At 54.4% G+C, this 25619-nt stretch carries 22 protein-coding genes; 11 read left to right on the top strand and 11 right to left on the bottom strand.

The genetic code is table 11. The features are described 5' to 3' along the window. Positions 1–40 precede the first annotated feature (40 nt). Entirely contained in the window at positions 41–877 is an 837-nt protein-coding gene (gene fdhD / locus HV350_RS24110; RefSeq protein WP_181629487.1) for a formate dehydrogenase accessory sulfurtransferase FdhD, read from the top strand. A 128-nt stretch (positions 878–1005) separates the two neighbouring features. Beyond that, the gene (locus HV350_RS24105) at positions 1006–1218 is read left to right on the top strand and encodes a DUF1471 domain-containing protein (RefSeq protein WP_003825262.1); all 213 of its coding nucleotides are present in this window, start codon (positions 1006–1008) and stop codon (positions 1216–1218) included. A 56-nt stretch (positions 1219–1274) separates the two neighbouring features. Here HV350_RS24105 and HV350_RS24100 read toward each other — a convergent pair whose 3' ends face one another. The 6 genes from HV350_RS24100 to HV350_RS24075 all read right to left on the bottom strand — a co-directional run bounded on the left by HV350_RS24100 (position 1275) and on the right by HV350_RS24075 (position 7147). Continuing rightward, positions 1275–3020 carry a putative frv operon regulatory protein gene (locus tag HV350_RS24100; RefSeq protein WP_181629485.1) on the bottom strand — a complete coding sequence of 582 codons (1746 nt, stop codon included), beginning with the start codon at positions 3018–3020 and terminating at the stop codon, positions 1275–1277. After that, the gene (locus HV350_RS24095) at positions 3020–4090 is read right to left on the bottom strand and encodes an aminopeptidase (protein ID WP_181629484.1); all 1071 of its coding nucleotides are present in this window, start codon (positions 4088–4090) and stop codon (positions 3020–3022) included. The genes HV350_RS24100 and HV350_RS24095 overlap by 1 nt, the downstream gene beginning before the upstream one ends. Next, complete coding sequence (locus HV350_RS24090) at positions 4080–5525, bottom strand: PTS fructose-like transporter subunit IIBC (protein WP_047357775.1); 1446 nt, start codon at positions 5523–5525, stop codon at positions 4080–4082. The genes HV350_RS24095 and HV350_RS24090 overlap by 11 nt, the downstream gene beginning before the upstream one ends. A 10-nt stretch (positions 5526–5535) precedes the next feature. Beyond that, positions 5536–5982: a PTS fructose transporter subunit IIA gene (locus HV350_RS24085; protein ID WP_049282350.1), complete on the bottom strand. Its 447-nt coding sequence runs from the start codon at positions 5980–5982 to the stop codon at positions 5536–5538. Positions 5983–6164: 182 nt separating this feature from the next. Next, positions 6165–6488, bottom strand: coding sequence for an AzlD domain-containing protein (locus HV350_RS24080; protein ID WP_181629482.1), 324 nt, complete (start codon positions 6486–6488; stop codon positions 6165–6167). Next, positions 6488–7147, bottom strand: coding sequence for an AzlC family ABC transporter permease (locus HV350_RS24075; RefSeq protein WP_016155191.1), 660 nt, complete (start codon positions 7145–7147; stop codon positions 6488–6490). The genes HV350_RS24080 and HV350_RS24075 overlap by 1 nt, the downstream gene beginning before the upstream one ends. Before the next feature lie 101 nt (positions 7148–7248). Here HV350_RS24075 and HV350_RS24070 point away from each other — a divergent pair, with 101 nt between their 5' ends. Together HV350_RS24070 and HV350_RS24065 are read left to right on the top strand one after the other, a co-directional pair. Beyond that, positions 7249–7797, top strand: coding sequence for an XRE family transcriptional regulator (locus HV350_RS24070; protein WP_016155192.1), 549 nt, complete (start codon positions 7249–7251; stop codon positions 7795–7797). Between the two features lie 336 nt (positions 7798–8133). After that, positions 8134–9531, top strand: coding sequence for a carbohydrate porin (locus HV350_RS24065; protein ID WP_016157885.1), 1398 nt, complete (start codon positions 8134–8136; stop codon positions 9529–9531). A gap of 290 nt (positions 9532–9821) precedes the next feature. On the opposite strand, the gene rhaM is transcribed toward HV350_RS24065, so the two are convergent. The 5 genes from rhaM to rhaB form a co-directional block, all read right to left on the bottom strand. Continuing rightward, positions 9822–10136 (bottom strand): L-rhamnose mutarotase, encoded by a 315-nt coding sequence (gene rhaM / locus HV350_RS24060; protein ID WP_049269664.1) that lies wholly within the window; start codon positions 10134–10136, stop codon positions 9822–9824. Further along, positions 10133–11281: a lactaldehyde reductase gene (fucO, locus tag HV350_RS24055; RefSeq protein ID WP_181629480.1), complete on the bottom strand. Its 1149-nt coding sequence runs from the start codon at positions 11279–11281 to the stop codon at positions 10133–10135. Before fucO ends, rhaM begins: the two co-directional genes overlap by 4 nt. Before the next feature lie 125 nt (positions 11282–11406). Then, positions 11407–12234, bottom strand: a complete 828-nt coding sequence (gene rhaD / locus HV350_RS24050; protein WP_016155197.1) for a rhamnulose-1-phosphate aldolase — start codon at positions 12232–12234, stop codon at positions 11407–11409. 143 nt (positions 12235–12377) lie between these two features. Further along, entirely contained in the window at positions 12378–13637 is a 1260-nt protein-coding gene (rhaA, locus tag HV350_RS24045) for an L-rhamnose isomerase (RefSeq protein WP_019077926.1), read from the bottom strand. After that, complete coding sequence (gene rhaB, locus HV350_RS24040) at positions 13634–15103, bottom strand: rhamnulokinase (protein ID WP_181629478.1); 1470 nt, start codon at positions 15101–15103, stop codon at positions 13634–13636. The genes rhaA and rhaB overlap by 4 nt, the downstream gene beginning before the upstream one ends. 300 nt (positions 15104–15403) lie before the next feature. Here rhaB and rhaS point away from each other — a divergent pair, with 300 nt between their 5' ends. The 7 genes from rhaS (at position 15404) to HV350_RS24000 (ending at position 25597) form a co-directional block, all read left to right on the top strand. After that, positions 15404–16252 (top strand): HTH-type transcriptional activator RhaS, encoded by an 849-nt coding sequence (gene rhaS, locus HV350_RS24035; RefSeq protein WP_016157890.1) that lies wholly within the window; start codon positions 15404–15406, stop codon positions 16250–16252. A gap of 105 nt (positions 16253–16357) precedes the next feature. Beyond that, positions 16358–17206, top strand: a complete 849-nt coding sequence (gene rhaR, locus HV350_RS24030; protein ID WP_049040553.1) for an HTH-type transcriptional activator RhaR — start codon at positions 16358–16360, stop codon at positions 17204–17206. Between the two features lie 613 nt (positions 17207–17819). Beyond that, positions 17820–18134, top strand: a complete 315-nt coding sequence (locus HV350_RS24020; protein ID WP_016157892.1) for a PTS fructose transporter subunit IIB — start codon at positions 17820–17822, stop codon at positions 18132–18134. Further along, positions 18127–19242: a PTS fructose transporter subunit IIC gene (locus HV350_RS24015; RefSeq protein ID WP_181629476.1), complete on the top strand. Its 1116-nt coding sequence runs from the start codon at positions 18127–18129 to the stop codon at positions 19240–19242. The genes HV350_RS24020 and HV350_RS24015 overlap by 8 nt, the downstream gene beginning before the upstream one ends. Positions 19243–19329: 87 nt before the next feature. Further along, positions 19330–21921 (top strand): glycoside hydrolase family 38 C-terminal domain-containing protein, encoded by a 2592-nt coding sequence (locus HV350_RS24010; protein ID WP_181629474.1) that lies wholly within the window; start codon positions 19330–19332, stop codon positions 21919–21921. Positions 21922–21925: 4 nt separating this feature from the next. Next, positions 21926–24415 carry a phosphoenolpyruvate--protein phosphotransferase gene (gene ptsP, locus HV350_RS24005; protein ID WP_181629473.1) on the top strand — a complete coding sequence of 830 codons (2490 nt, stop codon included), beginning with the start codon at positions 21926–21928 and terminating at the stop codon, positions 24413–24415. 3 nt (positions 24416–24418) lie between these two features. Then, complete coding sequence (locus tag HV350_RS24000; RefSeq protein WP_115191157.1) at positions 24419–25597, top strand: MFS transporter; 1179 nt, start codon at positions 24419–24421, stop codon at positions 25595–25597. Positions 25598–25619: the final 22 nt, after the last annotated feature.

Below are 25619 nucleotides of genomic sequence, written 5' to 3'. Positions count from 1 at the left end.
CACAATGTTGGTATGCGTGTTCCAATACGGTTAAAAGAAAGTGAATAAGATTATTCAAGAAAACATCAAGAATGTGACATCTCCGACAGGATCTCGTCAGTTGACCCTCTGGAAGCGCGAGGACTTGCAACATCCTCAGCCAGATGAGGTAGCTGAAGAAGTGCCTGTGGCGCTGGTATACAACGGGATTTCACACGTGGTGATGATGGCATCACCGAAAGATCTTGAGCACTTTGCGATGGGTTTTTCACTTTCTGAAGGCATTATTGAGTCCTCGCAAGATATTTACGGGATGGACGTGGTGCCTTCCTGCAACGGATTAGAAGTGCAGGTTGAGCTGTCCAGTCGGCGCTTTATGGGGCTGAAAGAGCGTCGTCGCGCACTGGCCGGTCGGACTGGCTGCGGTGTTTGTGGCGTGGAGCAACTTAATGATATTGGCAAACCGGTCCAGCCGCTGCCGTTTACCCAGACATTCAATCTGGCGCATCTTGATAACGCCTTAAGGCATCTCCCTGATTTCCAGCCTGTTGGGCAACTGACAGGCTGCACGCACGCGGCTGCCTGGGTACAGCCGTCAGGTCATCTGGCGGGCGGGCATGAAGATGTTGGACGTCATGTTGCGCTGGATAAACTGCTGGGACGACGTGCGATCGAAGGGGAAACCTGGCAGCAGGGCGCGGTATTAGTCTCCAGCCGCGCCAGCTACGAGATGGTGCAGAAGTCGGCAATGTGCGGCGTGGAAATCCTGTTTGCTGTTTCTGCGGCGACAACGCTCGCTGTGGAAGTTGCCGAACGCTGTAACCTGACGCTGGTGGGTTTTTGCAAACCGGGCCGGGCGACGATTTATACACATCCCAAGCGTCTGATAACTGAGTAACTAGTATTCAATTAATTTGAATAAGACTGGCAAATCCTTCCGCTTTTAGTTGTGCGATGAGATGGCTATTATTTATCACATCAAGGCACGGTGCCTGAATCAAACAACTAAGTTAAAGGGTTTATATCATGAAAAGCATCAAAACTTTTGTCGCAGTTATCGCTCTGGCTACTTCTTTCGGTTCTTTCGCTGCTCAGACAGTTACCGCAACCGGTTCTACACTGGAAAGCGCTGAAGCAAAAATTGCCGCTCAGGCTGAACGTGCAGGTGCCAGCGATTATAAAATCACTCAGGCATACACCGGCAACCGCGTGCACATGACCGCTGAACTGCTGAAATAAGATACCTCAGTACTGTCGAAAGAGCGCCCTTGAGGCGCTTTTTTCATTTCCGGCATTCACTGCCTGAGCAATGCGATAAACGCGTTATAGTCTTTCAATCCCGCAATAGTTTCTGCCGGATGGCTGCTCAGCACGCTGGATAAATAACTGAAGATTTTTAGCTCATGCCGCGCCTCGGCGGCGGCACAGGCGATCAGGACATGGCTGACCGGTTCGTTATTCACCAGAATAGGGTGTGCGAGGGTAATAAAGAAACCACGAAAGCGGCGCTCCTGTTCGCTCCAGCAATGAGGAATCGCCAGGCGATTCACGATCAGGTTTTCACCTTCATGCTCCCGGGCGCAAATGCGCAGCGCTTCGTCCTCGGTGATATGGCTCTGTGCCACAAGCTGGCCGCAGATCCGGCCGATGATACTCTGCCAGCTTTCGGCCTTCATATTGGCGTAATGGAAGCTGCCCGGCTGTAAAAAGAAACGTTCGGGCTGCTGGCGGATAAAGGCCGTCGCGAGGAAGTGTTTAATCTGCTCGGTACCCGCAGAGGTGATGATATTCTTGATGGTTAAGGTATTTTTTATAGATTCATCAAGTAAATAGTGACTATTGTTGATGATTAACAGTGGGGTGATTTCTTCACTGATGGCGCTGACTTCACTCGTATGTCGCGCAATGATCACCCGACAATTCAGAACATCTCGCTCAATGGCCTGTTGGTTGATGGTGGCGATAGCATTCTGGTCGGATAACAAAATGACCGGCTGGCGCTCGTTTTGATGGCGCTCCAGTGCGCAGGCGAAGTAAAGCCCGATGAGGTCGCTATCGAACAGTGGGATATCCAGTTTTTCACGCAACAGGGCAATAAAACGCAGACTCAAATCGAAGGCGGCAGGCCAGGTCGACTTCAGGTTGTGCATACTGCTCTGGCGATGTTCCGGTACCCAAACCGGGGCAGAGACGCATCTCAGCAGGTGGCCGGTAATATTATCAACCAGTTGGGTATCGATAACGTGCAACGCAGCGATGCCGGGAACGCTTTTTAACAACAAGGTCACCGCATCTGCAGAGATTGTCATTGCCTGCCGTTGTCTGATTTCCAGAAGGCCGATCAGTGTTCTGAAGGCGTTCTCGCCCAGGTAGACTCCTCCTTGTTCCACCGCATTTTTCAGTGAAACATACCGACACTCCGGCCATGATCCGGAGAGCTGGTTACGCAGGGCATAGACGGCCAGCACCAGACTTGCCAGGTACTCTCCCGAGATGAGCGGGAATTCATTAAGTTTTTCACATGCTGCATTGAGCCTGTCGATGTTGTCTCGGGTAATACCCGGCAGTGGAATTAAGAGGGGATCTTTTTTAAGCAGATTCGCCAACAGGATAATGCGCTTTTCTTCTGGTTCATCAATGAAATGACCGACGCCCGGGCGGCTGGCAATACAAAAGGCGCGCTCATAGCGCTGCTTCAACCGTGGGAGACGATCGGCCACCCAGGTTTCAGGTAAATTGAGCGCCGAAGCCAGCTGTACACGCGGTGTAAAGGTATTGAGCAGAAGAAAGGCCAGCAACCGGTCATCATTATCATGGCGTTGCAGAAGCTGAAAATAACCGCGTCTGTCGACAATTTCCAACTGATAGCCCGCACTGCCACCGGGCTGAATGCGGGCCTTACCGCTGAGGGTAAAATTGAGGTAGTCAATATCGCGCAGGATGGTTCTGCCTGAAACGCCAGTTTGCCGCGCCAGGTCGCCCAGCAAACACGGCTGCTGTTCAAGAAGATCCACCAATTTTAACTGGCGTTCCGAAAGCATTAACTCTCCCGGCGAAAGTCAGTAAACGCGCGGACCTTTTCGGTCGACAGCGAGGTGAGCAGTTCGTGCACCAGCGTAAACAGCGCGTCGTAATCCGATGCGGAAATCATGCCGCTGTTGGCGTGGAGATAGCGAGTCGGCAGGCATAGCGCCGCCACCGGACGACCGCCGCCCATAACGTTATAGCGTCCACCGTCCGTCGCCCCGGTTTTCATGGTGCAAAACTGCAATGACGCACCGCTGTTTTCTGCACACGCTTTTAATGTGGCAACCAACTGCTGATTAGGGAAATAGCGCTTATCGAACAGCATCAGCCCTGGACCCTCGCCAAGCTTGAGTGGGTATTTAATGCTGTCGATTCCGGGCACATCGCCCGCAACCGCAGTATCCAGCACGATCACCACATCGGGCTTGATATGCTCCGCTGAGGTTTGCGCCCCGCGTAGACCCACTTCTTCTTCCACGCTGCCCACGCCGTACAGGGTAATTTCAGGGTTATCCACGGTTTGTAAAAGCTCGGCCATCAGGGCGCAGCCGACGCGATTATCCAGCGCTTTGCCGACGATCTTATCTTCGCCCCAGCGAGCGAAATTGGCTTCCGGGCTAACGAAATCACCGATCGCAATTCCGCGTTTTTCTACGTCTTCGCGGCTGTTGGCGCCAATATCGATGAACATTTCGTCAAATGTCAGAGGTTGCTGTTTCTGTTTTTCCGTTAAGGCGTGCGGTGCTACGGAGCCGATTATGCCAGGGATTTTAACGCCCTTGCGGGTACGGATGGCGACCCGGTGGTTCAGCATCGACTGGCTCCACCAACCGCCAATGGTGGTGAAGCGCAAAAAGCCGCTTTCGTCGATATGCGTGACCATAAAGCCCACTTCATCCATGTGACCAACGATGGCAACCTTCGGCCCACGGTTGCCCTTGCGTGCGACAAAGCTGCCGAGGCCGTCAAAAGTGATTTCATCGACGCTGGAATCCAGCGCATTAATGAGAAAAGTGCGAACTTCGTGCTCATCACCGCTGACGGCGCTGGCTTCGCATAACTGCTGAAGTAACTCAATGTTCATGGGCAAGCTCCTGCTGTGCGGCTTTACGTTTCAGCCACAATCCTTTCAGGATGATAATTAACGAAATGTTCAGCGCCAGACCGATAGCCAGCACCAGGTAAAATGACCCCACCGGAGACATCAGGCCAATCAGCGGATCAAAGATACCTAAACCCGGCGCGAGACGTTTGATTCCAAAGGCGATGACCAGCATGCCGGTAATACCACCGGAGAGCGTATTGGCGGTAATCATCGGCAGCGGCGCGGCCAGCGCATAGGGGATTGCCGGTTCGGTGGCGACGGTGGCACCCACCACAATCGCACTGCTGGCGGCGGCCTTCTCCTGCTGGGTAAACAGTTTCGGCGCTAAATAGGTAGCGATACCTGCCGCGACGGGCGGCATCAGCGCCACCACGCCGACGATGGCGTACCAGTCATAGATATGTTTTTCCAGCAGTGAGAAGCAGAAGAACCAGGCTGTTTTATTGATTGGCCCGCCCATATCAAATGCCAGCATTGCGCCAACGAGGAAGGCTGCGCCCATTTTCATTGATGGCGGAATGGTGTTCAGGAAGTGCAGCAGACCCCCCATGATGTCGGACATCACCGGGCCGATGACGTAATAAGTCAGGACGCCAAACACCAGCAAAGTGACAAACGGGATCAGCATGGAGCCGAGCAGCGGCTGCAACGCTTTGCCGAGCCGAACCTTGCGAAACCAAAGCACAAAGTAGCCAATTGCCAGCCCGAGTACGACCGCGCCGAGAAACCCCGCGCCGGACTGGGTGCCGAGTAGGCCTTTATCGTTCGCCAGGTAACACACCAGAAACGCCGGGGCAAAAGCGGGCTTATCGGCAATCGACCACGCGATGTATGCCCCCATAATGGGGATCATAAAGGTGAAGCCCAGATAGCCGATGGATTCAACAACCCAGGTGAACGACGGCGCACCTTTCGACATATCGGCATAGGGCAAACCGAACTGCACCAGCATATTAGCGATGGCGACCAGAATACCGCCGCCAATAACAAACGGCAGCGCGGCGGAAACGCCAGCCATCAGGTGGCTCATCACGCTACCGTGCTGGACCTCCTGTTTTCCCAGCTTCACACTGCTATCAGTGGCAAAAAGTTGTGAATGAGTCGGTAACTGCGTAAAAATCAGGTCGATATTTTTCAGCGCCTGGGAAATGGCTATTTCATAGACTTTTTTCCCGGCGAAACGCGCCCGGTCTTCGCCGCTCAGGCCGCGACCTGTAGCCAGAATAACGTAATCGGCAGCGGCAATTTCTTCACTGGTCAGTCGGTTTTCGACGCCGCTTGAGCCCTGGGTTTCGACTTTAATCGTATGGCCGAGCGAGCGCGCTTTTTGCTCCAGCGCTTCTGCCACCATATAAGTGTGGGCGATACCCGCCGGACAGTTGGTAATCGCCACTAAACGCAAGGATGACTCCATAGCCGCTTCCTTATGAGGTTAAGGTCTGATTGAGCAGGGCGAGTACCTGGTCGGTGTCGCCTTGCTTCAGTTGGTTGATGAAATCTTGATGGATAATTTTGCGGCACAGGGTGCCGATAATTTTGACCTGATCGTCCTCGCCCGTTTGTGGCACGCCGAGGCAAATCCAGCAGTTAACGTCCTCGCCGTCGCTGGCTTTCCAGTCCACTTTTTCTGATTTGCGCGCGAACAAGACGAAGGGGCGTGTGATACAGGCGCTTTTACCGTGTGGGACGGCAATGCCCGAACCAAAGCCGGTGGAATGCAGCTTTTCGCGTATCAGCAGCGTTTGCAGGAAGGCGCTTCGGTCAGAGACGTAGCCATTTTGAAGCGCCATATTCGCCAGTTGCTTGAGGATGGCATAAACGCTATTCCCCTGAATATTCAGGTCAATGCAGTTAGCTGTAAGGGCTGTCATGATGGGACTCCGTTAAAAACTGTTTGATTTGATTTTAACGGTGAGATGGTGAAGAGATGAGCAGCAATATGTCAGCGAGAAGTGACAATTTGAGGCAGAGTTAGCGCCTGGTTTTGTGGGGTAAAACACATAACGCTACAGGTGATTACCCTGATGAATATTTCGCCAGGGTAATTATATTCTTAGTGTATGCCCACCATTCGTAACAGCGCGGTTACCACTGCGGCGGCAACGATCACCACGATCAGCGGCATCTTACGCCAGGCGAGAAATACCGCAAAAGCCACGCCGAGTACGCGCGCCATCCCGGCAAAGTGTTCGCCTTCGTAAAAGGTGGTCGCCAGCGCAACGGAGAACAGTAATACCGTTGCGGCGTCGGAAAGCAGCGCCTGCGAGCGTTCTGAGAACGCTAAACGGCTTCCAAGCTTGGCTCCCCCTAAACGCATTAAATACGTTCCCACAGATAACATGGCGATAGCGACGATAAACAGCGTCATGTTGCCCATTATTTTTTCCTCGTCAGTAAGCCAAAGAGTGAGAGCAAAACCGGTAAACCGACCGGCGCAAAGGGAATGGCGGCAAGCGACAACGTGGCGCCGCTACAGGCACGAATCAGCGTAGTGCGGTTTTTGAATGCCGGGACGACCAGAGCCAGCAGAATGGCAGGGAAGACGGCATCCAGACCGATGGTTTCCGGGGCAGGGAGCAGTTTGCCGACGCCTGCGCCGATCAGGGTGCCAACAGGCCAGAAAATTGCGACGCCCAGACCGCACAGCCAGTAGGCGGCTTTACGTTGCTCAGGCGTTTTTTGCGACAGGCCAAAGACCACGCTTTCGTCGTTCATAATATGACAGCCGAGGAAACTGGCAGCCCGGGTGCCTACCAGATCGCGCACGGTGACGCCGAACGGCACGTGTCGGGCGTTAACCAGTAAACCGGCAGCCGCAGCCGCCAGTGGATTACCACCGCTGGCGATAATGCCGATAAACATAAACTCGGACGCGCCCGCCAGCACAGTAATAGAGAGTACAAACGGTACCCACAGCGGGAAGCCGTACGCCATCGCCAGCGAGCCGTATGACATGCCGACTACACCGACGGCCAGACAGACTAAAAATATTGCTTTTATCGTGTCGCCTTTGAGACTGGAAAAATAATGTTTCATACCGTTTTAGCCATATCGAACGAGTTTCCATTATAATGAACGCGACCAATTGGCTTTACAAGTCGAACAATTCGTTCGATATAAAAAACATGGAGTCGTGAATGACCCAGCCCATCAGTATGATCGCGAAAAGTCTGGTGCGTGAACGTCAGCGCACTGGTTTGTCGCTGGCGGAGATTGCCCGTCGCGCGGGGATTGCAAAATCGACACTCTCGCAATTGGAAGCGGGCAATGGAAATCCTAGCCTGGAAACGCTCTGGTCGCTGTGTGTGGCGTTAGATATTCCCTTTGCGCGCTTGCTGGAACCGCAGGAGCAAAAAACGCAGGTGATTCGCCGTGGCGAAGGTACAAAAGTCGTGGCTGAGCAGGCCCACTATCAGGCCATTTTACTGGCCGCCTGCCCACCGGGTGCGCGGCGGGATATCTATCTGCTGCTGACGCAGCCGGGCGCGGATCGTATTTCACAACCGCATCCACCGGGATCGGTTGAACATATTATCGTAACGCAGGGTAAGGCGATGGTGGGATTGACGGAAGCGCCGGAGGAGTTAGGTGAGGGCGATTATATTTGTTACCCTGCCGATCAAGCACATATCTTTAAAGCACTGGAGCCTGACACTCAGGCGATTCTGGTTTCTGAGCAGAGTTAATTGAACGCTTATTAAATAAAGGCGCGGCGATTATCGTTCGCGCTTTTATTATTTTTAATTATATTTTATTGTTATTCATATAAAATTGTTTTTATTATTTTTCGTTAATGTCAGCACTATTGTTATATCCCTCACATTCTTAATTATATCTACGTTACACATAATAAAATCAGTATGATAATAAATATTAGCCTGCACTGGTGCCACGTTTTAATGTTCTGAATTTATTTCAGTCATCGGTATCGTATTACCTATAAAAATATTTTTTGGATTTGCATGTTGCGCGTCTTCCGGTCGGAAGACGTTGGACGATCTTTATTTCAAGGAAAGCAAATAATGAAGAAATCGACGTTAGCTTTAGCAATAGGTCTATTATTAGTGGCAAATAATGGCTTTGCTAAAACGCAAAAAATGACTCTGGAACAGCGGCTCGAACAACTGGAGGCTCGGCTGGAAGCTGCGGAAAACCGCGCGGCAAAAGCGGAAAATCAGGTGCAGCAATTGCAGGTACAGCAGGCTGCGGAGATCCAGGAAATTAAAGTTGCTCAGGGGAATACGCCAGTCAACGGCACTACGCCCGCACAAGAGACCAAAAAGAACGCCACCACCCCTAACCTGGTGCTCTCCGGCTATGGCGATCTGAAAATCTACGGCGACGTGGAATTCAACATGGATGCGGAAAGCAACAAAGGCGTGCTGGCGGCAACCAATTCGAATGTGGGCGACCCAACCAATGAACGCTGGGATCTGAACGGACGCATCCTGCTGGGCTTTGACGGTATGCGTAAGCTGGATAACGGCTATTTCGCCGGTTTCTCAGCGCAACCGCTGGCTGACATGACGGGTTCGGTCAATCTTGATGACGCCGCTTTCTTCTTCGGTCAGGAAAATGACTGGAAAGTAAAAGTCGGTCGTTTCGAAGCTTACGATATGTTCCCGCTGAATCAGGATACCTTTGTTGAGCATTCAGGGCATACCGCCAACGATTTGTATGATGACGGTAGCGGCTATATCTACATGATGAAAGAAGGTCGTGGCCGTTCAGATTCCGGCGGCAGCTTCCTGATGAGCAAACAGCTCGATAACTGGTATTTCGAGTTAAATACCCTGCTGGAAGATGGTACCTCGCTTTATCAGGATAGCCGCTATCATGGTCGTGAAATGTCGCAGGAGAAAAACGTGGCTTATCTGCGCCCGGTCGTCGCCTGGACACCGGTGGATGCGCTGACGATTTCTGCGGCCATGGAATCGAACGTTATCAATAACGCCTATGGATATACCGATGCTCAGGGCAACTTTGTCGATCAGTCCGATCGTACCGGTTACGGTATGACGATGACCTGGAACGGTCTGAAAGCCGATCCGGAAAATGGCCTGGTGTTTAACCTGAACACCGCTTATCTCGATGCGGATAACGAAAAAGATTTTACGGCGGCGGCCAACGCTCTGTGGAAGCGCTTTGAACTGGGCTATATCTATGCTCATAACAAGATCGACGAATTTAACGGTCTGATCGATCACGATGATAATGACTGGTTCTACAATGAGGGCACTTACGATATTCATACCATTCACGCGTCTTATTTAATTCCGAACGTGATGGATATGCAGAACTTTAATATTTATCTCGGCGCTTATTATTCGATGATTAACAGCGATAACAGCAATCCGGAGAATTATACCGACGACGACGACCGTTACGGCGCGCGTCTCCGCTTCAAATACTTCTTCTGATTTTCCGTTCTCAGGCGCCTGGATTCAGGCGCTTTTTCTTAGAGCCTGGTCATCAGGCTTTTATTTTCCCACCCAGTTATTTTTGATTTTGAACTTGTCGGCGCGGTTGTAGCTACACGAGTAGTTAAATGCAGTCCCGTCTTCCAGTTTGGTGACGCCGGAGACTTTCAGCATCGGTATGCCTGAGCAGGTGCTGGGTTGTGAGGAAAAGGCGTGGATGACAAAACGAACGCAATGCTGCTGACGGGAGAAAAAGGTTTCCTCCCCCGTCAGGGGAGGAAACAGAGCGGTTAAGGCAGATAAAACACTTCTTTTAGCTCAGCGCTGACCGGGCTGTTGTCCGGGTTTGCCGGCATTACATCACGCATATGCTTCCACCAACGCTGGCAAACATCGGTGCTGGCAACGGCGTTCCAGCGATCTTCTGACTCAATCTCGACGGTGGCGAACAGCAGGTTGCGTTCCTGATCGAGATAAATCGCGTAGTGATGGGCACCGTGCTCTTTCAGCACCGCTTCCAGTTCTGGCCAGATGGGATTGTGCCGACGTTGATACTCAACGTGCGCGTCGGCATTCACCTGCATCACAAAGGCCTTGCGGATCATAACGCCTCCAGATACAGCTCGCGGACCTCGTCGCGGCTGGCGGTGCGTGGGTTACACGGCGCGCACGGATCGGCCAACGCTTTATCCAGCCAGCCTTCAATATCCTCTTTCGTCACGCCAAGGGAACTAAAGCCAGCCGGAATACCTACACGCTTGCTCAGGGCACGAATCGCGGTGATGGCCTCCATGCTTGCCGCTTCGTCGCTCATCCCGCGGGTGTCCACTCCCATCGCCTGCGCCACTCGGGCAAAACGCGCCACGGCGTTCGGGCGGTTAAAGTTTTCGATGATCGGCAGCAGGATGGCGTTGCAGACGCCGTGCGGCAGATTATGGGTCGCGCCTGGCTGGTGTGCCAGCGCATGCACCAGACCCAGACCTGCGCTGTTGAATGCCATACCCGCCAGATACTGACCAAACGCCATTTGCTCACGGGCCTCGAGGTTATGACCATCGTCGACCGCTTTCGGTAGCCACAGGTTGATCAGGCGAATTGCTTCCAGGGCGTTGGCGTCGGTGAGCGGATGCGCGCCAACGGAAACATAGGCTTCCACCGCGTGAGTCAGGGCGTCCATGCCGGTTGCGGCGGTAACGGAGGCTGGGATTTCCAGCATCACGCTGGCGTCATCCACGGCGATATCCGGGATGATGTTCGGGTCGATGATCACCTCTTTGACCTTGCGGGCAGAGTCGATAATGACCGCGTTGCTGGTCATCTCTGCTGCTGTACCAGCAGTGGTATTGATGGCAACCAGCGGCACGCCCGCATTTTTCACTTTGCCCACGCCGGAGTAAGCGGTAGAAGGGCCAGGGTTGGCGGTCAGGATCTTCACCGCTTTGGCGGTATCGATCGGGCTGCCGCCGCCGAAGGCGATAATGTAATCACATTCTGCCCCCTGATATGCCGTAAAACCTTTCTGTACCAGCTCTTCTGTCGGATTCGGGAACACCTCATCAAACAGGTGGTAAGACATTTGATGTGCATCCAGTGCGGCAAACAGGCTATCCAGCAGGCCCAGCTTCACCAGTTGACCATCGGTGACGATCAGCGCTTTGCCCCATTGTTTATTCGCCACGAGATTCACCATATCGGCAATCGCGCCGGCGCCATGCAGGCTAATTTTTGGCAGTGCCAACATAAAGCTCATCACTATTCTCCTTAAAAAAATCCCTGGTGCCCGATGGCATTACGCTTATCGGGCCGACGGTGAAACGTGCATCGTCATGTAGGCCGGATAAAGCGAAGCCGCATCCGGCGTTGAGTTGGCAGGTATCAGTACAGCTCTACGGCGCTTGCCAGCGGAGTCACGCCAAAGCGTTTAGCCAGTGCTACCAGCTCTTCACGCGTGATGGTCTGCTTCATACCGCCCATCGAATAGATTTTGACTAAAACTTCGGCGGATTTTTCTGCGGTATCTATCAAGCCAAATGCTTCGTCGAGGGAGGGGCCGCTGCCGAACACGCCGTGGAACGGCCACAGTACCAGCGAGTGTTTCTGCATTTCCTCGGCGGTTGCCTGGCCGATTTCATCCGTACCCGGCACCATCCACGGCAGAATGCCGACGCCATCCGGGAACACCACCAGACACTCGGTGCTGCCTTCCCACAGTTTGCGGGTAATCAGCGGGGTGTTGTTTTCCAGCACGTAGGTCAGGGCGATCAGGTTGGTAGCATGGCAGTGCATGATCACGCGGTCTTTGCCGTTCGTCGCTTTAATACGCTCGCAATGGGAGAGGAAGTGAGCCGGCAACTCGGAGGTTGGCACCGCTTCGTGGGTCAGGCCCCAAAGGATGTGGTAGCCCGCGCCGTCGCTGTCTACTTTCACCACGCCCAAATTTGCCGCGGGATCGAGCTGAACGTTACGGAAAAATTTACCGGAACCGGTGACGATAAACGGCGTGTTCGCCAGCAAAGGCATTGGCTGACTTAGCGCGATATAGCGCGGTTTTTCGTGGAAATCGGCGCTAAATGGCGCAATATCAGCCTCATCCAGACGCAGCGTCAGATTGCCGCCGTTACGTTCGTCCCAGCCTTTCAGCCACGCGTCGGAAGTGGCTTTGATCATCCCCTGGACGAACCAGGAATTAGTCATGTTTTGCATATTCGGTGATCCTGTTGATTGCCCGATCGTTATCGGGTCTTACGTAGGCCGGATAAGTGAAGATCCATCCGGCAATCGTGTTTCATTCATTGCCGGATAGCGACGTGGGGCGTCTTATCCGGCCTGTAAGCCTGGTGTCACGGTTAGCTACGTTTGCTCAAAATCTCTTTCTCATAGGCGCGCACGCTGTCCAGCCACTGGCTTCCTGCTGGCGTGTCGTGACGCTGGCAATACATCTCCCAGACGGCCTGCCACGGCAGCGATTTTTGCTCTTCCAGCAGGGCCAGACGAGCGGTATAGTCGCCGCTGGCTTCAAGCTGACGCAGTTGCTCGGTCGGTTCTAACAGCGCGCGCAGCAGGGCTTTTTTCATATTGCGGGTGCCGATAACCCACGCGGCGATGCGGTTAATAGAGGCGTCGAAGAAGTCGAGGCCGATGTGTACGCGGTCGAACAGGTTGTGGCGGACGATCTCGCTGGCAATCGCCTGCGTTTCGTCATCCAGCAGCACCACGTGATCGCTGTCCCAGCGCACCGGACGGCTGACGTGCAGCAGCAGACGCGGTACGTACAGCATGGCGGCGGAGATTTTGTCGGAAATCACTTCAGTCGGATGGAAGTGACCCGCATCCAGGCACAGCGCGGTCTGACGGCTGGTGGCGTAACCCATATAGAACTCGTTGGAGCCCACGGTGTAGCTTTCGGCGCCGATGCCAAACAGCTTGCTCTCGACGGCGTCGATATGGTGCGCCGGGTCGAGTTTTTCGCTGATCACTTCATCCAGTGCTTCAAGCAGACGTTGGCGCGGCGCTAACCGGTCAACGGTGATGTCTTTCATGCCATCCGGGATCCAGATATTCATCACCGACGGCGTACCCAACTGCTCGCCAAAATACGCTGAGACGCGACGGCTGGCTTTGCAGTGGTCAATCCAAAACTGGCGAATGGTGTCATCGGCGTGGGCCAGCGTGAAGCCGTCGGCGCTCAGCGGGTGAGAGAAGCAGGATGGGTTGAAATCCAGCCCTAACTGGTTTGCTTTCGCCCACTCGACCCAGTTTTTAAAATGTTCAGGTTTGATTTGGTCACGGGCAACCGGCGTATCGGACTCCAGATAGATCGCGTGCAAATTCAGACGTTTTGGACCCGGGATCAGGCTCAGCGCCTGCTCCAGATCGGCGCGTAGTTCGGTGGCGTTACGCGCTTTGCCCGGATAGTTGCCGGTAGCCTGAATACCGCCTGTGAGCGAGCCCTCCGGATTCTCGAAACCGGCGACATCATCGCCCTGCCAGCAGTGCATGGAGACCGGCAGACGATCGAGCTGGCGTAAGGCCGCCTCGACATCAATGCCTACCGCGGCGAAACGCAGTTTTGCCAGTTCCCAGGCTTGTTCAAGTTGAGTGGTCATGCGCAAAGCTCCTTTGTCTGTCGTAGTGATGGAAACTGCGCCTGGTAGCGGGCAATTTCACTTTCAGGATTTGGAATGAAGGTGGTCAGGTCGTAGTTGGCACGCACCACCTGACGGAAATCATCAACGTTGTTAAGCTCGTCCAGCGTCATCAACTGGATGCCAATATTGCCGAGCGTGGAGGCCTCAATCGGCCCGGACATCACGCGAATGCCGCAGGCATCCGCGCACAGCTGGTTCAGTAGGGCGTTCTGGCAGCCGCCGCCAACGATGTGCAGTTGGCTAAATGCTGCACCACGCAGCTGTGCCAGTTCTTGCAGAATGTCAGCGTATAGCAATGCCAGGCTGTCGAAGATACAGCGCGCCAGTTCGGCGTTTTGCTGGGGAACGGGTTGACCCGATTCACGACAGGCCGCCTGAATTTCCGCGCTCATATCGTCGGGGTTGATAAAGCGATCGTCGTTCGGGTTTATCAGGAATTGGCAGGCCGGCAGCGCTTGCGTTTGGGCAATAAGCGTTGGCAGGTCGGTAATCTGGCGCTCTTTTAAAACGCGCTGGAGCAGCCACAGTCCCATGATGTTTTTCAGTACGCGGTAGCGCCCTTCCGCGCCCCCTTCGTTGGTGATGTTCGCCGCCAGCGCCGCATCGTTGGTATACGGCGTTCTGCTCTCAAAGCCCATCAGCGACCAGGTACCGGAAGAGAGATACGCACTATTTTTATCGGCCAGCGGTGAAGCGATGACCGCGCTGGCGGTGTCGTGACTGGCGACGGCCACAACCGGAATTTGGTTTTTCTGCGGGCAAATCCAGTGACCAATGACGTTCCCCGGATGCGTCGGGCGACCAAACCAGGCTTTGTCTGCCCCGGTCCACGCCAGCAGCGTGTCATCCCAGTCGTCGGTGTTGATATTGACTAACTGGGTGGTGGTGGCGTTGGTGTATTCCCAGTTCAATTTGCCGGTCAGGCGAAAGCTGAAGTAGTCGGGGATCAGCAGGGCATGTGCCACCTGCGCAAGCAGTTCTGGCTGCTGTTCAACCAGCGCACGCAGCTGATACAGGGTGTTAAACGGCAGAAACTGAATGCCGCTACGGCGGTATATTTCACCTTTACCTGGCTGCGCCATCGCCTGTGACATAATGCCGGTCGTGCGGTTGTCACGGTAAGAGACCGGCAGACCAACACGTTGTCCGGCGTTATCGATCAATACGTAATCCACGCCCCAGGTATCAATGCCAATGCTGTCTATCCGAATGCCTTCATCACAGACTTTTTTCAGTCCAAGGCGAATGTCGTTTTCCAGGCTGTCGATGTCCCAGGTGTCAAAACCGTCCGTTTTTTGCAGACAGTTAACGAAGCGGTGGATTTCACGCAGCGTCAGGGTGCGGTGATTACTGTCGTAACGTGCGAGCATTACGCGCCCACTGGATGCGCCGAGATCGACAGCGACACAATGGCGAAAAGTCATGGCGAGGTCCTTCTGAGTTTTATTGCACTCAGTCTAAGAACCCCGAATAAAGCGTACCTTCTTGACAGTGACAGCCCCAATTAGCGGCTGGCAACATGGCAAAGGTGAACGTGATGTTGTTCACAGTTTCCACTAATCGCGCGGATTTTGGCGGATGTGACGCCTTCCGCATTTCCCGATCTTTCCCGCCATTTCTTGAAGAATTAACCGTGTTTACGCACTTTGGCGTCAAAAAATTAAGGTGAGGGTAGGAACCCTTAATTACTATTCAGCCATATTCGTTAATCAGGGGGAGCCGTCATGACCGTACTGCATTGCGTGGATTTTTTTCCGACAGGTAAAGCGCCTGTGGCTATTGAACCGCGGCTTCCTCAGCCCGCGTTTCCTGAACATCATCATGATTTTCATGAAATTGTGGTGGTCGAACATGGAACGGGGATCCATGTGTTCAACGGACAGCCTTACACCATCAGCGGTGGTACGGTGTGTTTCGTCCGCGATCATGACAGGCATTTATATGAACATACTGACAATCTGTGTCTGACCAATGTGTTGTATCGCTCTCCGGATGCGTTTCAATTTCTGGCCGGGCTGAATCAGCTTTTGCCTCAGGAACAAAATGGGCAGTATCCCTCCCACTGGCGCGTAAACCAGGGCGTACTGCAGCAGGTTCGTCACCTGGTGGGGCAGATGGAGACGCTCGGCGAGGAGATGGATACGCCCACGGCGGCAAATCGCGAGATCTTGTTTATGCAGTTGCTGGTACTGCTACGTAAAAGCAGCCTGATGGAAGCGGCGACCGATAACGATGCGCGGCTTAACCTTTTGATGGCATGGCTGGAGGATAACTTTGCCGAAGAGGTGTGTTGGGAGGCGCTGGCCGAGAAGTTTTCGCTCTCTTTACGCACTCTGCATCGCCAGCTTAAACAGCAAACAGGATTGACGCCGCAGCGCTACCTTAACCGTCTGCGACTGATTAAAGCCCGACATCTGCTCCGCCACAGTGATGACAGCGTGACTGATATCGCTTATCTCTGCGGTTTCGGTGACAGTAACCACTTTTCGACGCTTTTTCGCCGTGAGTTCGAGTGGTCGCCACGCGATATTCGTCAGGGGCGTGACCTTATAGCGGGAAGCAGCCTTCAGTAACGCGAAAGCTATCAACGTTTTTTACCGTCCGTTTGCTGATAATCATACCCTTTCATGCCGGATAAGCGCAGCGCATCCGGCAAGCGTACAGGTTGAGGTGATGTGATGGCGAATCATCTGGTTCTTTTGAAATCAGACTTTTTTGCGCATGAGCAGCAGGCTGTCGCCGTGGCCGATCGTTATCCGCAGGATGTCTTTGCTGAGCATACCCACGAGTTTTGCGAGCTGGTTCTGGTCTGGCGCGGCAATGGTCTGCATGTCCTTAACGATCGTCCGTACCGGATAACCCGTGGCGATCTGTTTTACATTCGCGCCGAAGATAAACACTCCTACACCTCCGTTAACGACCTTGTGTTGCAAAATATCATCTACTGCCCGGAGCGGTTAACGCTGAATGTTGACTGGCAAGGGGCGATCCCCGGATTTGACGGTACGCCAAGGCAGCCGCACTGGCGACTCGGCAGCGTTGGCATGACCCAGGCCAGACAGGTGATAAGCCAGCTTGAGCATGAAAGTAATCAGCGCGATGCGCAGGCCTTTACCATGGCTGAGCTGCTGTTTGGTCAACTGGTAACTCACCTTAAACGTCATCGTTATGCCACGGATACGCTCCCGGCGACGTCAAGTGAAACGCTGCTGGATAAACTGATCACCGCGTTAGCCGGTAGCCATGAGCATGCGTTCGAACTGGATACGTTTTGCGAGCGTGAACGGTGCAGCGAACGCGTTTTGCGCCAGCAGTTCCGTAGCCAGACCGGGATGACGATCAACCATTACCTGCGGCAACTGCGCATTTGCCATGCTCAGTATCTGTTATCGCATACTGAAAAGCTGATTGGTGAAGTTGCTATGCAGTGCGGTTTTGAAGACAGTAACTATTTTTCGGTGGTATTTAACCGCGAAGTCGGGATGACGCCAGGGCAATGGCGCCATCGTAGTCGGGTGACACCATAATATATAAATGTGGTTTATATATTGCAGTGGCGTTTGGATACATATTCAGACTAAATTAGACATAATGAGTGAATGCTCTGTGCAATAAATCACAGTTGCTCTTTTATTTTTGTTTTATTCTCAGCAAACTTATTTATCGGAGTAACGTTTGTGTTGACCAACTCTATAATCATCAAAAGTCTGCTTTTAATTTTGCTATCTTGCGATCGCAAAATTAAACGTATGCTTGATTATTTTTGCTGGTTTAATTCCGTTAACGATCTGGCTGAAAATGATATCGCCGAGCAGGAGTGTATGGATATGCAAATGGCGCGCGAATGGTCCAGCCTGTGGGACTGCGCCAGCGAAGCTATCGGCGCGAGCGTACGTCAACGCTGTCATCGTCCTGCTCGTTTTGGCCTGCATTTCCCGCAGGCGCTGCTGTGCCGTCGCAAACGTGATGAGCTGGCCTTCAGTTTCCGTAACTCCAGCCTGCACCAACTGTTAGTTTGCCGCCATGCCAGCGGCGCTGACGGTGAAAGCCAAGTTTATCAATTTGTTAGTCCTACACAAAGCACAATGCGCACTTTCGCCATTGTGCTTTTTTTATTGCCTGAATCTACGAGGAATCATTATGTACATTGTTTGTGTTGCAGCTTGTCCGACCGGCGTTGCTCATACCTACATGGCTGCAGAATCGCTTGAAATCACGGGGAAAAACCGTGGGCATGAAGTTAAAGTGGAAACGCAGGGGAGCATTGGCGCTGAGAATGAAATTACGCCAGAGGATCTGGCGCGCGCTGACGCGGTCATCATTGCTGCCGACGTTGCGATTAGCGGGAAAGAGCGTTTCGATGGCATGGTGAAGCTCGAATGCAGCGTCTCTGATCCCATCAAATTTGGCGATGCGGTGTTTGAAGCAGTAGAGCAGGAGGTTGCAAATGGCTAAGTTTCAGGGGGGAGACAAACCGTCTACCGGGATAGAAGTCAAGAACGCCATTATGACCGGCGTTTCATGGATGCTGCCGTTTGTCATTGCTGGAGCGGTGCTAATGGGGATCGCCCGTATCGGCGCTTCTCTCTACGGTATTGATAACATCTGGGATGCCAGCTACGAGCAGGCCGGCATGGTGGTGCAGTTGCTGCACAAATTTGATGGTTTCGGCGGGCTGGCGCTGTCCCTGATGTTGCCGGTGGTGGCCGGCTATATCAGCTTTGCGCTGGCGAACAAACCGGGTCTTGCGCCGGGGATGATTGGCGGACTGCTGGCGAGTAACCTGGGAACGGGTTTTCTCGGCGCGCTGGCGGCCGGTTTTGTCGCGGGCTATATCGTTCGCGCCCTGAACCGCTACATCAAATTGCCGAAGGCGCTCTCCTCTGCTGTGCCTATTTTCATTCTGCCAGTCGGCGGTACGCTGCTGACCTGCGTGGTGATGGCATTTGTGATCGGTACGCCGCTGGCGGCGTTGAATCACGGCATGGAAAGCTGGCTGTTATCCATGTCCGGCACGAACAAAGTGCTGCTGGCGGCGGTCATTGGCGGCATGGTTGGGTTTGATCTCGGCGGCCCGATTAACAAGGCGGCGGTGACGACGGCAATGGCGTTACTGGCCTCCGGTATTTATGACCCAAACACCGCCGCGCAGGTGGCGATTATCGTGCCGCCAATTGGTCTGGGTGTCGCTACGCTGCTGTGGTCGTCACGCTTCCCGGAATCCCTGCGTGAGGCGGGTAAAGCCTCTACGTTGATGGGGCTGATTGGTGTTTCTGAAGGCGCCATTCCGTTTGCGCTGTCAAATCCAAGAATTATTGTCGTCAACGTGATTGGCTCGGCGGTGGGGGCGGCGATGGCGGTAGGATTAGGGGCGGTAAACCATGCGCCGATCTCCGGTTTTTACGGCTGGCTGGCGGTAGAAAAATGGCCGATTTATGTGCTCTCGATTGTCTGCGGCTCGGCGATTATCGCCTGCGGCTCACTGTTGATATTCCGTGGCCCGACAGCCACGCCTGAGGTGAGAAAAGAGACGGTGGTGCCGAAATTTAAAGCCAGCCGTTAGACGTACTAGTGAATTAATATTTCCCTATATTTAGCGCGGGTAAATATCCATGCGGGTTACCTACGCCTTAAAACAGGAATAAACGAAATGAAAACGGTTCATTTAATTCAGCACACGCACTGGGATCGTGAATGGTATTTTACGGAGAATGATTCCCAGGCTCTGCTTTATTATTTTATGGCGGATCTTATTCAACATCTTGAAGCGGATGAATCATTAGGTCCATTTATGCTTGATGGCCAAACGGTAGTGCTGGAGGATTATTTCCAACTGGCACCAGAAAACCGCGAACGCGTGCAGGCGCTGGTGAAAGCCGGACGTTTGTTAATCGGTCCCTGGTATACACAGACCGATTTTTTGGTGGTTGGCGCTGAGTCCATCACCCGCAATCTGCTGCTGGGGCAGGCAGACTGTGACGAGATAGGGCCGAGAATGGCGGTCGGTTATGTACCGGACTCCTTTGGCCAGAGCGCGCAGTTGCCCATGTTCCTTAATCAGTTTGCCATCGACCACGCGGTTATCTGGCGCGGCTGGAGCGAGTACGACACGCCGTTTACCGAGTTCCGCTGGCGAAGCCAGGGGGGCAGCGTGGTGACGACGGCGGTATTACCGCAGGGTTATGGGTGCGCTAAGTGGTTGCCGACGGATGCCAACCAGGCCTGGCCGCGCCTCTCTGCGGTTATGGAAAAGCAGGCGGCATTTAGCCGCAGTACGCAGCTACTACTGCCGAACGGTAACGATCAGTCACCGTTTGAGTACGGCGTTCCGGCAATGCTCGACACGCTGAATCAGGAACAAACGGCGTACCGCTTTATTCGCAGCGACTTTAGCCGTTACTTTGCCGCGCTGGCGGATACGCCGCTGGCGATCTTTGAGGGCGAACTGCTAAGCCCGAAATATATGCGTGTCCATCGCGGTATTTTTTCTACCCGCATGGATATTAAACAGGCCAACGTCCGGCTGGAGAACTTCGTCAGCCGTCAGCTAGAACCGTTGCTGAGTGTGGCCTGGACGCTGGGGTTGCCCTATCCGCAGCGAGCTATTGAGACAATATGGCGCGAGGCGATGAAATCCCACGCTCACGATAGTATCGGTGGGTGTAACGCCGATCGCGTGAATGCAATGGTGAAGGCGCGTTTGCTCTCGGGTCAGGAAAAAGCCGAGCGCCTGTACGAGCTGAATATGCAGATGTTGGCAAACGGCATTACGACGCAGCAACAGGGTAAAAAAATCATCGTCTTTAACGCGCTGCCGTCGGTGCGCGATGGCCTGGTGGCGCTGACGCTCTACCTACCCGGTGAGGCGTTCCGCATTGTTGACGAGCAGGGACAACCCTGCCGCTGGCAGATTATGCGTGAGACATCGCAAGATATGTCCGTCATTGTTCAGGAGCTGTCCAATAGTCCCGATCCCGTCTTCTATCGGCGGTGCGATATTTTACTGGAGGTCGCATCGCTCCCCGCCTGCGGCTATACCACCCTGTATCTGCAAGATGAGTGCGCCCCCGGATTTGCTGTGCCGTCCTCGACAGAAGAGGCGCTGGAGAACCCGTGGTTACGCCTGACGCTGGAAGGTGAACAGGTCGTTCTGGTCGATAAGCGCAGCGGTAAGCGCTGGGAGAACCTTATTCAACTGGTGGACGGCGGCGATGCCGGTGACACCTATAACTATTCTCCACCAGAGGATGACTGGCGCGTTACCGGCGCAGGGGCGCTGCTTCACGCCGACTGGCAGCGCGGCGCGCTGGTGGACACGTTGTCGCTAAGCTGGTCTATCGCAGCACCGCACACGCTGGCCGACAGGCAGGAGCACCGTTGTAATGCACGACTGGATGTCAGCATGGTGGTCATGCTGGATCACCAGCGCCCGACGCTGGACCTCCAGGTTAGCGTCAACAACACCTTGCACGATCATCGTTTACAGGTGGAAATTCCTGCTGATGTCTTTACCGATGTCCATTTTGCCGATCAACCGTTTGGTCTGATTCGTCGCGCCAACCGACCGGCCACGCTGGATGTCTGGCAGCAGGAAAATTGGGGTGAAGCCCCGGCATCGCTGTGGCCAATGCAAAGTCTGGTAATGATGCATGATGGCAAGCAGGGCATCAGTGTGGTGACGGATGGGCTGCGAGAATATGAAATTCCCGCAGAACGCCCATCGGTTATCGCCATTACGCTACTACGTAGCGTGGGTTGGCTGGGACGTGCCGGTATGCCGTGGCGTCCGGGACGCGCATCCGGTATGGCGTTGCCTTCCCCAGACTCACAGATCCCAGGCGAATTTAGCGCCCGCTTCGCGCTCATCCCGTTGTGCGATGGTGAAAGCCCGAACTTCTGGCGTGAAGTCGAAGCCTGGCGCACATCGCCAGTTGGCTGGCTGGATTCCGGCTGGGCGCGTTTTAAAACTAATCCACACGCGCTGACATTCCCGACAGCCTACAGCCTGCTGCACTGGGAGACACCACTCCATTTCAGCACCTTGAAAAAAGCGCAACGTGAAGATGCGCTGATTTTACGCGGCTGGAACCCCGGCTCGCAGCCGCAGAACAGCTCAACGCCGGTTGCTGATGCGACAGTGCGCGAAGTTACGCTGGCGGAAAAATCGCTGAACTCATCGCATGAAACGATACCGGCCTGCACGCCGATCTCATGGCGTATTACGCCCGCAGCCAGAGGATAATATTGTGTTAAACATTCGTTTTACCTGCCCGTTGCCTAATGGTCTACATGCCCGCCCCGCCAGTGCGTTAGAGCAGCGCGTCAGCGCATTTCAGGCTCGCGTTCAAATAGGCAATCTGCGTAACCAGCGTCAGGCCGATGCCCGTAGCGTGTTGGCGATGATTGGGACCGATATTTTGTATCAGGACCCGTGTGAACTGGTGATTGAGGGCGAGGATGAATCTGCCGCGCATCAGGCGCTGACTCAGTTTGTGAGGCAAGAGTTTGCCGCGTGTGATGAACCCGTTGCCCGGACGCCGGAACGGGTGGAACAACCTCTGCCGGTTTTTCTGGCGCAGACCCGTGCGGAGTGGGTGCGCGGTAACGGCGTGAGCGCTGGGCTGGCGCAAGGGGTGGCAATGCATCTGGGCGTGCCGGATCTGTATCAATTGGCAGAACAAGAGGCGGTGGCGGCGCCGGCTGTACAGCGAGCCGCGCTGACGGCGGCACTTGAGCAAGTACGCCGCGAGCTGCACGACGCATTACCGCATACGCAGGGAGAAGCCGCGTCGGTGCTACAGGCTCATGTCAAACTGCTGGACGACGCGCTCTTCGAAACCTCGCTACTTACCGACCGTACAGCGCGCAATGCGCTGGCAGCACTGGCGCTGGCGCTGGATGAACTGAGCGCGCCGCTGCGCGAAAGTCGCAGCGTCTACCTACAACAGCGGGTGCTGGATTTACAGGATTTGGGCCTGCGTCTGGCGGCGCATCTCACCGCGCAGCCAATGATGCCGCAAACAGCATTGTCGCAAGACACCATCGTTATCAGTCCGGTTCCCATAACGCCAGGCCAGTTTCTGGCGCTGCGCGGTCCGCATCTGAAAGGGGTGGTGATGGGCGCGGGCGGGGAAACATCACATACCGTCATTCTGGCGCGATCGTTTGGGGTTCCGCTGCTGAGCGTAGAGGCGGCGGAAGCGGGGCGTATTCGCGGTGGTGAAGCGCTGCTGCTCGACACTCGCCACGGGGTGGTGGTGGTGTCGCCGGATGAGCAGGCTCTGCGGTGGTATCAACTGGAAGAGGACAAACGTCAGCGCCTTGAGGCGCGTTTACAGCCGCTTATTCAACGCCCTGGGGCGACGCAAGAGGGCGAACGGGTGACGGTGCTGGCGAATATCGCGCTGGCTGCGGAAGTGGAAACGGCATTTGCCGCCGGGGCGGAGGGGATTGGTCTGTTCCGCACTGAAATGCTGTTCTGCGAACGAGCCGCGCCGCCTGACGAGGAGGAGCAGTACCAGGCCTATCGTCACGTGCTGGAACAGGCGCGGGGGCGTAAAGTGGTGATCCGTACGCTGGATATTGGTGGTGATAAACCCTGTGACTATCTGGCGATGCCGCCGGAGGAAAACCCGTTTCTTGGCTGGCGCGGCATCCGCCTGTATCCCGAATTTATGTCGATTTTCCGTCCTCAGATACGTGCGCTACTGCGTGCCAGCGCCGCCGGACCGTTGCACATTATGGCGCCGATGGTGACTACGCTTGCTGAGGTGAAGTGGCTGCGTGAACAGTTCCAGCAAACAGCGGCGCAACTGCTGGCCGAGGGGGCGGCGGTTGGGCAGTGGTCGCTGGGTATTATGGCGGAAGTGCCATCAGTGCTTTATCTGCTGGAGAAAGCCGCTGCGTATATCGACTTTGTTTCGATTGGCAGCAACGACCTGACGCAATACTTCCTGGCCTGCGACCGGGGCAACGCGCAGGTTCGACATCTCTACAATTATTTTGACCCCGCGTTTTTACAGTTACTGAAGGAGATGACGGCGCGCGCGCAGCGGGCCGGTATTGAGATCAGCCTGTGCGGCGAGATGGGCGGCGACCCGTCGGCGCTGGCGCTACTGTTGGGCGTTGGTTTACGACAGATCAGCATGTCCTCAAGCCGTATTGCGCCAGCAAAGGCGCGCTTAATGACCTTAACCCTCGCGCACAGCGAGCAGATGCTGGAACGGGCATTAGCTTGCGAAAGTGGTCAGGACGTGGCGGTACTACTTTCGCGACAGGTGGCGGCGCAAGCAAAACCCGTGTTTGATCCCGCCCTGATCCTGCTCGATCGGGTGATTACCCGTAAAGCGGAGGCGATTAAGGTGCTAATCGATAATCTGGAGGTCGAACAGCGGGTCTTTTCCGGCTCAGCCGTTGAAGAGGCTATTTGGCAGCGTGAGGCGATTTTTTCTACCGCATTAGGATTTGCAATTGCGCTTCCGCACTGCAAATCGGCGGCGGTCGCGCACAGTAGCGTGTCGGTGATACGTTTGAGTGAGCCGCTGGCGTGGAGCGACGAGGTGGATGTCTCGCTGGTTATCATGCTGACGGTGAGCGAGCAGGAGAAGGGCGATCATATGAAAATCTTCTCCCGTCTGGCGCGTAAGTTGATGCATGTGGAGTTCCGTGAGCAGTTGCTTGGCAGCATGTCGCCGCAGGATGTCGCCGTGCATCTGGCACAGGAAATGGCGGGATAAATCATGGTACAGAATCCTCGCCGGGCGTTCATTATGCTGTCGGCTGTCTTTTTTTACTGGGGCGTCCTGACGGCAATTAATAGCGCCACGATTCCCTTTTTCCGGCAAGTTTTTTCGCTTTCATGGCGAGACTCGATGTTGGTAAATGTGGCGTTTTATCTCGCACCGTTTGTGATTTGTTTACCGTGTTCAGGCTGGATGGCGCGTTTAGGGTATCGCAGCGCACTCTTACTGGCGTTGATACTTGCCGCAAGTGGTTCGGTGGTGATTGCCGTATCGCTCTGGCTGGCGTCATTTGCCGGTTGCCTGGTGGGGATTTTCATTGTGGCGATGGGGGTTGCGGCGATGCAGGTGGTCGCAAACCCTTATGTTAATCGGCTTGGCGAGGCGCAAAGTGCGGCTGGACGCCTCAGTCTGGCGTCGTCCATCAACTCCCTCGGGGCGGCGCTGGCGCCTGTCGTCCTGGCGGTTGTTCTGGCTGGCTCTGTCATTTCAGTTCCAGGGATGTATCTCGGTTTGATGCTGGTGGGAGGCATACTGCTGGTTGCGTTATACCGTTTTTCAATTGCTGATTTTCGTGACGCGCACGAGAATATTTTTTCTGCGATTCGTGCGCTCAGGCGCTATGCGCAGTTTCGTACTGGGGTGAGTGGCATTCTTGTTTACGTTGGCGTGGAAGTCAGCATGGGTACTACGGCTCTCAGCTATCTTCACGACCCGTCTTTGGGCGGGTTTTCGCTTGCACAAGCGACCTCCTTTATCGCGTTGTACTGGGGCGGTGCATTGGCGGGGCGGTTTTTGTATGGCTTGCTGGCTCACTGTTGCCGACCTCAGTTGTTGTTTTGCCTGTGTTCTTCGGGAGCGGTACTACTAACTGTTGCCGCGATAGTTTTCGCTAACCGTTTTGGCGGCTATTGCCTGCTGGCGACGGGACTCATGAACTCGGTGATGTATCCCATTATTTTCTCTCGCACGCTCTCCGGACTTGATCGCTATGCGGCATCTATTTCTGCTTGCTTGATTATGGCGGGCATTGGCGGCGGGGTGCTGCCCTTTATCCAGGGGATGGTTATTGATGCTATTGGCCTGCGTTTGAGCTTTTGGGTGCCGGTTATCGGGTATCTGTTTTTATTGCTGAACGGATTTAAGCTATACGCTCGAACGGAGGTATTTTGTGAGTAACGCCATCATTATTTGGTTAATT

This window comes from Citrobacter sp. RHBSTW-01013 (assembly GCF_013781985.1).
In the GTDB taxonomy this organism is placed as follows: domain Bacteria; phylum Pseudomonadota; class Gammaproteobacteria; order Enterobacterales; family Enterobacteriaceae; genus Citrobacter; species Citrobacter braakii.
Note: the sequence above shows the minus strand (reverse complement) of the source record. Positions and strands in the feature narration are given on the sequence as shown.